We start from the raw sequence: 8,612 nt of genomic DNA, 5'->3' as shown, positions 1-8,612 counted from the left end.
CCTCCGGGGGCGGTCGCGGGCACGGTGGCCGCGACGGGCGGGGTCGGCGCGGCAGTGCGGCGGCGGGGCAGCAGGGCGACCATCACCGCGGCCACCACCAGGGAGCCCACGGTGTAGCCGAGTTCGACCCGCAGCGCGACGGGCAGCGGGGCCAGGGTCGCGACGGCCAGCGCGGCGACGCCGGCGGTCCAGGCCACCGCCTGCGCGTGGTGCCGGTCCCGGGCCAGCAGCGACTGGCCGAGCACCATCGCCCACAGGTACGCCAGGGTGGCCAGGGCGAGCCAGGCGAAGTCACCGTGGTCGAGGACGTCGGGGGCGTCGAAGAGGGCCCGGACGAGCCATGGACCGAGCAGGACAGCCAGCAACCCGCCGCCGGCACCCAGTGCGGTGACGACCGCCAGGGCCCGGCGCAGCAGGGCGCCGAAGGCCGCGTCGTCGCCGGTGGCGGCGGCGGTGGAAAGGCCGGGCAGCAGCGCGGCCTGCATCGACCCGAAGACGAACAGCGGGATGCGGACCAGCACCAGCGCGGACAGCAACGCCCCGGCGGTGGCGACGTCGGCCGGGGCGAGCAGCCGTACATTGATCACGCCGACGTTGACCACGACCTGCGAGAGCAGGCTGGAGACGGTGAGCAGCGCCAGCCCGCGCAGCAGCGCCGGCCAGGGCACCTCCGCCCCGCCGCCGACCGACCGGACCACCGGCGTGGCGGTCAGCGCGACGGCCAGCAGCGGCGCGACGACCAGCACCAGCGCGTACGCGACGGGTGAGTCGACGCCGGCGATGGCGAGCGCGGCGACCAGACCGATGCGCAGCCCGCCGTCGATGCCGAGTTGGCTGCCGTACCAGCCGAACAGTCGCAGCCCGGAGAGCACCCCGCGGGTGGTGTGCGCCACGGCCAGCGCGGCCAGCGCCCCGGCGAGCACCGCCACCATGGCGCGGTCGCCGTCGAAGAGGCGGTCGGCGAGGATGTCGGCGGTGCCGACGGTGACCAGCAGGAGCAGACCCAGCACGACGGCGGCGACCGCGGCGCTCCGGGCCAGCACCGGGCCGGGCGGCAGCCCGCGGCTGTGGCGGGCCGCGACCAGCCGGGCCACCTCCTGCTCGACCGGGAGGAACACGCCGATGCCGACGGTGAACACGACGGACCACAGCACCGACAGCGACGAGTAGTCGCCGGCATCGAGGCTGTGCCCGGCGACCGCGAGGTGGACGTACGAGGCCAGCCCGACCAGGGCCAGCCCCGCGCCGACCGTGAGGGTGCCGGGTGGGACGAGGCGGAGCAGGCGGCGCATCACCGGCGGATGAGCGCCAGGGTGAGCACGGCCAGCGCGCGGCCCAGGTAGATCATCGCCTTGGCGGGGGAGTGGCTGGGTGTGCCCGCCATCCGGCGCCGCATCGCCACCGGGACCTGCTGGATCCGGTAACCGCGGCGGGCGGCGTGCACCAGCGTCTCGACCGTGTCGCCGAGGTACTCGGCCGGGTACCAGCGGGCGAACATCTCGATCATGCGTCGGTTGGTGGCCCGGAAGCCGGAGGTGGTGTCGGTCAGCGTGGTGCCGGCCAGACCGGACAGCACCATCGACAGCATCCCCATCGCCCAGCGGCGGGGCCCGCGTACGGCGTACTCGCCCTCGCCGGCGAAGCGGGCGCCGATGACCAGGTCGTAGTCGTCGAGCAGGTCGACCAGCTTCGGCACGTACCGGGGGTCGTGCTGCCCGTCGGCGTCGATCTGCACCGCCACGTCGTAGTCGTGGTCGTACGCGTAGCGGTAGCCCAACCGCATCGCCCCGCCGACGCCGAGGTTGTACGGCAGCCGGGCGACCCGGGCGCCGGCGGCGACCGCGACGGCCGAGGTGCGGTCGGTGGAGCCGTCGTCGACGACCAGCACGTCCACACCGGGCAGCTCGCCCCGGATCTCGCCGACCACGTCGGCGATGGAGCCGGCCTCGTTGAGCGCCGGGATGATGACCAGGAGTCGTTTGCCGTTAACCATCGCGGGACACCAGTTCCTGCCGCTCCGCCCGATCCGCCCGATCCGCCTCGACCTCGGCGCGCAGCAGGGCGAACTCCTCGGCCAGCGTGCGGGTCTCCTCCTCCAGCCGGCTGACCTCCCAGCTGAGGTGGATGCAGACCAGCAGGAGGAAGACGATGCCGAGGAAGAGGACGAGACTGACCCCGGAGGCTACGCCGAGCAGGTCGGCGACGCCGTCGAGCAGCGTGGGGAACAGCGACAGCGGGATCACCACGAACAGCAGCCCGAGCCAGAGCATGCCGTACTTCTCCCGGAGCTGCCGCCGACGCAGCAGCTCGACGATCGTGGCCAGCAGGACCAGACCGGTCAGGCCGGTGACGAGGGTGAGCTTCATGCGACCTTCCACGGGGAGGGTGGAGCGGTGGGGGCGAACGCGTCGGCCAGCGTGTCGTGCCAGTGCGGCAGGGGCGACAGCCCGGCGGCGGCCCATCGACCGTGCCCTAGCACACTGTACGCCGGTCGGTGGGCAGGACTCGGATACCGGGCGCTGGTGGTCGGTCGGATCCGGTCCGGGTCGAGCCCGTGCAGGGCGAACACCGCCCGGGCCAGCCCGTACCAGGTGGTCTCGCCGGAGCAGGTGCCGTGGTAGACGCCGGGCGCGGCGCGTCCGGCCAGGGCCGCGTCGGCGAGCGCGACCAACTGGTGGGCCAGCGCGTACGACCAGGTGGGCTGGCCGCGCTGGTCGTCGACGACGTCGAGGAACTCGCGTCGGTCGGCCAGTCCGATCATGGTGCGGACGAAGTTGCGGCCGTGGGCGCCGTAGAGCCAGGCGGTCCGCACCACGTAACCGGCGTCGGGCAGCAGCCGGGCCACGGCCTGTTCCCCGACGAGCTTGCCGCGGCCGTACGCGTTGACCGGCGCGGTCAGCGCGTCCTCGCGGTACGGGGCGGTGGCGTCGCCGGGCAGGACGTAGTCGGTGGAGAGCTGGATCAGCCGGGCGCCGTGGGTGGCGCACGCCTGGGCGAGGTTCGCCACCGCCTCGCCGTTGACCGCGGTGGCGGCCGCCTCGTGCTGCTCGGCGCCGTCGACGTCGGTCCACGCGGCGGCGTTGACCACCACGTCGTGGCCGGCGACGGCGGCGTGCGCGGCCGCCGCGTCGGTGATGTCGACGTCGGCCCGGGTGGCGGCGGTCACCGCGTGCTCCGGCTGCCCGGCGAGTACGTCGACCAGGTCCCGTCCGAGCATCCCGCCGGCCCCGGTCACCAGCACCTTCATCGGGCCGACTCCGCCTTGAGCGGCTGCCACCAGGAACGGTTGTCCCGGTACCAGCGGACGGTGTCGGCCAGGCCGTCGTCCAGGGTGATGCTGGGGGCGTACCCCAGCTCCTGGCTGATCTTGGTGATGTCCAACGAGTAGCGGCGGTCGTGGCCCTTGCGGTCGGCCACCGGCACGACCTGCTCCCAGCCGGCACCGCACGCGTCGAGCAGCCGGGCGGTCAGCTCCTTGTTGGACAGTTCGGTGCCGCCGCCGATGTGGTAGACCTCGCCGGCCCGGCCCTTCTGCTGCACCAGGGCGACGCCCCGGCAGTGGTCGTGGACGTGCAGCCAGTCCCGCACGTTGCCGCCGTCGCCGTAGAGCGGCACGGTGCCGCCGTCGAGCAGGTTGGTGACGAACAGCGGGATGACCTTCTCGGGGAACTGGTACGGCCCGTAGTTGTTGGAGCAGCGGGTCACCACCACGTCCATCCCGTGGGTGCGGTGGTAGGCCAGCGCCAGCAGGTCCGAGCCGGCCTTCGAGGCCGAGTACGGCGAGTTGGGGGTCAGCGGCCAGTCCTCGGTCCACGAGCCGGCGTCGATCGAGCCGTACACCTCGTCGGTGGAGACGTGCACGAACCGCCCGACGTGGTGACGCAGCGCGGCGTCGAGCAGGGTCTGGGTGCCCAGCACGTTGGTGCTGACGAACGGCGCGGCACCGGCGATCGAGCGGTCGACGTGGGACTCGGCGGCGAAGTGCACGATCACGTCATGCCCGGCAACCACCTCGTCGACCACGTCGGCGTGGCGGATATCACCGTGGACGAACCGTAGTCGCGGGTCGTCGGCCACCGGCGCGAGGTTCGCCCGGTTACCGGAGTAGGTGAGGGCGTCGAGCACGGTCACTCGGGCGGGTTCGAGCGCAGGCACGCCCTCGCAGCTGCCGCCGGGCACGCCGAGCAGCATCCGGACGTACTCCGAACCGATGAAACCGGCGCCGCCGGTGACCAAAATCCTCACGGGTCCGGAAGTCTACGCGAATCGGCCACAAGCGCAGCCGAAGCGGCGCGTGGCCGGTGGCCGCGCGTGCCGGTAGGCTCCCCGGGTGCGTGGAATCCTGCTCGCCGGTGGCACCGGAAGCCGGCTGTGGCCGATCACCCGAGCGGTGTCGAAACAGCTGATGCCGGTCTTCGACAAACCGATGATCTACTACCCGCTGTCCACCCTGATGATGGCCGAGGTGCGCGAGATCCTGGTGATCACCACCCCGGAGGACCAGGGCCAGTTCCAGCGGCTGCTCGGCGACGGCAGCCAGTTCGGGCTGCGGCTGGAGTACCTCACCCAGGCCCGCCCGGAGGGCATCGCCCAGGCGTTCGTGCTCGGCGCGGACTTCATCGGTGACGAGGCGGTGGCGCTGATCCTGGGCGACAACATCTTCCACGGGGTGGGCCTGGGCCGGCAGCTCGCCGCGGGCGACCCGGTGGGTGGGCGGATCTTCGCCTATCCGGTGGCCAACCCGCAGGCGTACGGCGTGGTGCACTTCGACGCCGACGGCCGGGTGCTGTCGATCGAGGAGAAGCCGGAGCGGCCGAAGTCCCGGTACGCGGTGCCGGGGCTGTACTTCTACGACAACCGGGTGGTGGAGATCGCCCGTGGGCTGACCCCCAGCGCCCGGGGCGAGCTGGAGATCACCGCGGTCAACGAGGCGTACCGGCGGTGCGGTGAGCTGTCGGTGACTGTCCTGGACCGGGGCACCGCCTGGCTGGACACCGGCACCTTCTCCTCGCTGATGCAGGCCGCCGAGTTCGTCCGGGTGATCGAGGAGCGGCAGGGCATGAAGATCGGCTGCGTCGAGGAGGTGGCCTGGCGGGCCGGGCTGATCGACGACGACCAGCTGCGGGCGCTGGCCGAACCGTTGACCAAGAGCGGCTACGGTGACTACCTGCTGGAGCTGCTCGACGCGGGGCGCGTCGGGTCGACCGGGGAGCTGACCACCCAGCCGGAGGTGATTCGGTGAGCGCGAGGAGTGAGCCGGGTTTGCGAGCCCCGCAGTCGCGAACGAAGGTGGTGCGGTGAAGATTCGGCCGCTGGGCATCGAGGGTGCCTGGGAGATCACCCCGCAGCAGCACGGCGACCCGCGCGGGTTGTTCATGGAGTGGTACCGCTTCGACCGGCTCGCCGAGGCGGTCGGCCATCCGCTGCGGCTGGGGCAGGGCAACCTGTCCGTCTCGGCCCGGGACGTGGTGCGGGGCATCCACTACGCCGACGTGCCGCCGGGGCAGGCGAAGTACATCACCTGCGTGCGGGGTGCGGTGCTCGACGTGGTGGTCGACCTGCGGGTCGGCTCGCCGACCTTCGGCCGATGGGAGGGCGTACGCCTGGACGAGGTGGACCGGCGCGCGGTCTACCTGGCCGAGGGGCTCGGCCACGGCTTCTGCTCGCTGACCGACGACGCCGTGCTGACCTACCTCTGCTCGACCACGTACAACCCGGCGGCCGAGCACGGGGTGCATCCGCTGGACGAGGAGCTGGGCATCGCCTGGCCGGCCGGGGTGCCGCAGTTGTCCGCCCGGGACGCCGCCGCGCCGACGCTGGCGGAGATGCGGGCGGCGGGCCTGCTGCCGGATTACGCCGCCTGCCGTGAGTACACGGCGAGTCTGGGCGACGCGCCGTATCCCGGCGGTGGGTGACCCGGGTACCACTGCGTGTGCCGCAGTCAGGTGCGGCGACAGTGACGAACGGGGCCTCCGTACGGCTAATGTCTCATCATGGAACGGCGAATCTTCGGTCTGGAGACCGAGTACGGCGTCACCTGTACCTACCGCGGGCAGCGGCGGCTGTCCCCTGACGAGGTAGCCCGGTACCTCTTCCGCCGGGTGGTGTCCTGGGGCCGGTCGAGCAACGTCTTCCTGCGCAACGGCGCACGGCTCTACCTGGACGTCGGCTCGCATCCCGAGTACGCCACCCCGGAGTGCGACTCGGTGGTCGACCTGGTCGCCCACGACCGGGCCGGCGAGCGGATCCTGGAGGGGCTGCTCATCGACGCGGAGAAGCGGCTGCACGACGAGGGCATCGCCGGCGAGATCTACCTGTTCAAGAACAACACCGACTCGGCCGGCAACTCCTACGGCTGTCACGAGAACTACCTGGTCTCCCGGCACGGGGAGTTCGGCCGGCTGGCCGACGTGCTGATTCCGTTCCTGGTCACCCGACAGCTGATCTGTGGCGCGGGCAAGGTGTTGCAGACCCCGCGTGGCGCGGTCTACTGCCTCTCGCAGCGGGCCGAGCACATCTGGGAGGGCGTCTCCTCGGCGACCACCCGTAGCCGCCCGATCATCAACACCCGCGACGAGCCGCACGCCGACGCCGAGCGGTACCGCCGGCTGCACGTCATCGTGGGCGACTCCAACATGAACGAGGTCACCACGCTGCTGAAGGTCGGCACCGCCGACATCGTGCTGCGGTTGATCGAGGCCGGGGTGGTGATGCGCGACCTCACCCTGGAGAACCCGATTCGGGCCATCCGGGAGGTGTCGCACGACATCACCGGCCGGCGCAAGGTGCGGCTGGCCTCGGGCAAGGAGATCAGCGCGCTGGAGATCCAGCAGGAATACCTGGCCAAGGCGACCGAGTTCGTGGAGCGCCGGGGCGGCGACCAGACCGCCAAGCGGGTGGTCGAGCTGTGGGGCCGGGTGTTGCGGGCGGTGGAGACCGGCGACCTGGAGCCGGTCTCCCGGGAGATCGACTGGGTGACCAAGCTGCGGCTGATCGAGCGCTACCAGCGCAAGCACGACCTACCGTTGTCGCACCCCCGGGTGGCGCAGATGGATCTCGCCTACCACGACCTGCGCCGGGGCCGGGGGCTCTACGCGCTGCTGGAGCGGCGGGGCGAGGTGGACCGGGTGGCCACCGACCCGGAGATCTTCGAGGCCAAGGAGACGCCGCCGCAGACCACCCGGGCCCGGCTGCGTGGCGAGTTCATCCGGCACGCCCAGGAGAAGCGGCGCGACTTCACCGTCGACTGGGTGCACCTGAAGCTCAACGACCAGGCGCAGCGCACCGTGCTGTGCAAGGACCCGTTCCGGGCGTACGACGAGCGGGTGGAGCGGCTGATCGCCAGCATGTGAGCCGTAGCTCCCGGCCCGCCGTGGTCCGGCGGGCCGGGTAGGCTGGCCGCGTCATGATTCCTCAACCACCCCATCGGCCCGGCCAGGGCACCGAGCGGCAGGGCTGGCTCGAACGCCGCCGCGACAAGATCCGTGCCGAGATCGAACGCAACCGGCGTGGCGAGTACACCGTGCCGACCTGGGTGCTGGCGTTGGCGCTCGCGCTGATCGTCGGTGCCTGGGTCACTCTGATCATTCTTGCCTGAGCTGGGCGGCGTGCCGGCCGGCTGCGGCGGCGGCCAGGAAGTAGGCGTGGTCGGCGTCCAGCCCGCGTCCCATCGTCGACAGCGGCACCGGGCTGCGGCGTAGCGCCGCGTCCAGTCCCGCGCTCGCCACCCGGATCACGGCGTGCCGCGCGGCGAGCGGGGCCAGCGCGGCGTCGACCTCGGCGGCCAACGCCGGCTCCAGGCCGTCGGGCACCACCAGCTCCGCGCGGGCCAGCGCCACCCGGCCGTACGCGGTGAGGCTGTGGTGCGACACGCCACGGTGCCGGGCGCGCGGGTCGGCGGCGGAGATCCGTAGCGAGCCGACCGGCCGACCACCCAGCGTGGCGACGGCGTTGACCGCCTCGCCGACGGCCACCCCGGAGAAGCCCCAGCGGGTGCCGGTGCCGAGATTGCCGGGCCCTTGCGCCACCACGGCCACGTCGGCACCGAGCACGTGCCGGGCGGCGAGCAGGCCGCTGTGCAGCGTGGACGCCTCCAGGTCGCCGCCGAACGCCTGCCCGACGCTGATCGTGCCGGCCAGTTCGTCGCGCAGCCCGGCCAGGGTGCGGGAGAACCAGGCGGGCAACGCCCCACCGTCGGTGAGCAGGTACACCACCCGGGCGTGCGGGGCGTCGGCGCGGATCCCGGCCAGGATCGCCGGCAGCGCCGAGTGCAGGTCGGCGGTCACCACCGGCAGGCCGGCCAGGTCGTCGGCGTCGGCCAGCACCGCGTGGTGCGGCGACGCCTCCTCGTCGACGCCGAGCAGGATCGGCTGCAACGGGGTGTAGCGGGCCTTGACCAGGTGGCCGGCGTCGCGGGTGTCGAGGGCCTGCGGCGGGTCCGGCGGCAACCGGTCCGGCAGCGCCACGACCAGGCCGTAGCCCCCGGTGCCCAGCCCCATCAACAGCGCCCCCGCGTTGACCAGCACCCGATCCCCATGTTCCGGGTCGCCGACCAGCTCCGGATAAGCCAGCGCCCGCATCGCCGTCCCATCGGCCAACAAGACGTCCAACTC

Annotated in this window: 10 protein-coding genes; 4 read left to right on the top strand and 6 right to left on the bottom strand. The window is 72.5% G+C overall.

Features of this window, described 5'->3' with window-relative positions; all coding sequences use genetic code 11:
- The 5 genes from C1I95_RS29210 to rfbB all read right to left on the bottom strand — a co-directional run.
- Positions 1-1,292, bottom strand: a 1,292-nt coding sequence (locus C1I95_RS29210) for a polysaccharide biosynthesis protein (protein ID WP_233513962.1), incomplete at its 3' end; no start/stop codon positions are given.
- Positions 1,292-1,993, bottom strand: coding sequence for a glycosyltransferase family 2 protein (locus C1I95_RS29205; protein ID WP_111218664.1), 702 nt, complete (start codon positions 1,991-1,993; stop codon positions 1,292-1,294). The genes C1I95_RS29205 and C1I95_RS29210, both read right to left, overlap by 1 nt.
- Positions 1,986-2,366: a DUF2304 domain-containing protein gene (locus tag C1I95_RS29200; protein ID WP_111218662.1), complete on the bottom strand. Its 381-nt coding sequence runs from the start codon at positions 2,364-2,366 to the stop codon at positions 1,986-1,988. Before C1I95_RS29200 ends, C1I95_RS29205 begins: the two co-directional genes overlap by 8 nt.
- The gene (rfbD, locus tag C1I95_RS29195) at positions 2,363-3,247 is read right to left on the bottom strand and encodes a dTDP-4-dehydrorhamnose reductase (RefSeq protein WP_111218660.1); all 885 of its coding nucleotides are present in this window, start codon (positions 3,245-3,247) and stop codon (positions 2,363-2,365) included. The genes C1I95_RS29200 and rfbD overlap by 4 nt, the downstream gene beginning before the upstream one ends.
- Positions 3,244-4,245 (bottom strand): dTDP-glucose 4,6-dehydratase, encoded by a 1,002-nt coding sequence (rfbB, locus tag C1I95_RS29190; RefSeq protein ID WP_111218658.1) that lies wholly within the window; start codon positions 4,243-4,245, stop codon positions 3,244-3,246. Before rfbB ends, rfbD begins: the two co-directional genes overlap by 4 nt.
- Before the next feature lie 85 nt (positions 4,246-4,330).
- Between rfbB and rfbA the strand changes: the two genes are divergently transcribed.
- The 4 genes from rfbA (at position 4,331) to C1I95_RS29170 (ending at position 7,597) form a co-directional block, all read left to right on the top strand.
- Positions 4,331-5,242 (top strand): glucose-1-phosphate thymidylyltransferase RfbA, encoded by a 912-nt coding sequence (rfbA, locus tag C1I95_RS29185; RefSeq protein WP_111218656.1) that lies wholly within the window; start codon positions 4,331-4,333, stop codon positions 5,240-5,242.
- A 55-nt stretch (positions 5,243-5,297) separates the two neighbouring features.
- The gene (locus C1I95_RS29180) at positions 5,298-5,915 is read left to right on the top strand and encodes a dTDP-4-dehydrorhamnose 3,5-epimerase family protein (protein ID WP_111218654.1); all 618 of its coding nucleotides are present in this window, start codon (positions 5,298-5,300) and stop codon (positions 5,913-5,915) included.
- 78 nt (positions 5,916-5,993) lie between these two features.
- Positions 5,994-7,352, top strand: a complete 1,359-nt coding sequence (gene pafA, locus C1I95_RS29175; RefSeq protein WP_111218652.1) for a Pup--protein ligase — start codon at positions 5,994-5,996, stop codon at positions 7,350-7,352.
- Positions 7,353-7,405: 53 nt separating this feature from the next.
- On the top strand, positions 7,406-7,597 hold the full coding sequence (locus C1I95_RS29170) for a hypothetical protein (RefSeq protein WP_111218650.1): 192 nt from the start codon (positions 7,406-7,408) through the stop codon (positions 7,595-7,597).
- Here C1I95_RS29170 and C1I95_RS29165 read toward each other — a convergent pair.
- Positions 7,584-8,612 (bottom strand): DUF3866 family protein (locus tag C1I95_RS29165; protein ID WP_233513961.1); only part of this gene is annotated, 1,029 nt, incomplete at its 5' end. The genes C1I95_RS29170 and C1I95_RS29165 overlap by 14 nt on opposite strands.

Source organism: Micromonospora craterilacus (assembly GCF_003236315.1).
In the GTDB taxonomy this organism is placed as follows: Bacteria; Actinomycetota; Actinomycetes; order Mycobacteriales; family Micromonosporaceae; genus Micromonospora; species Micromonospora craterilacus.
Note: the sequence above shows the minus strand (reverse complement) of the source record. Positions and strands in the feature narration are given on the sequence as shown.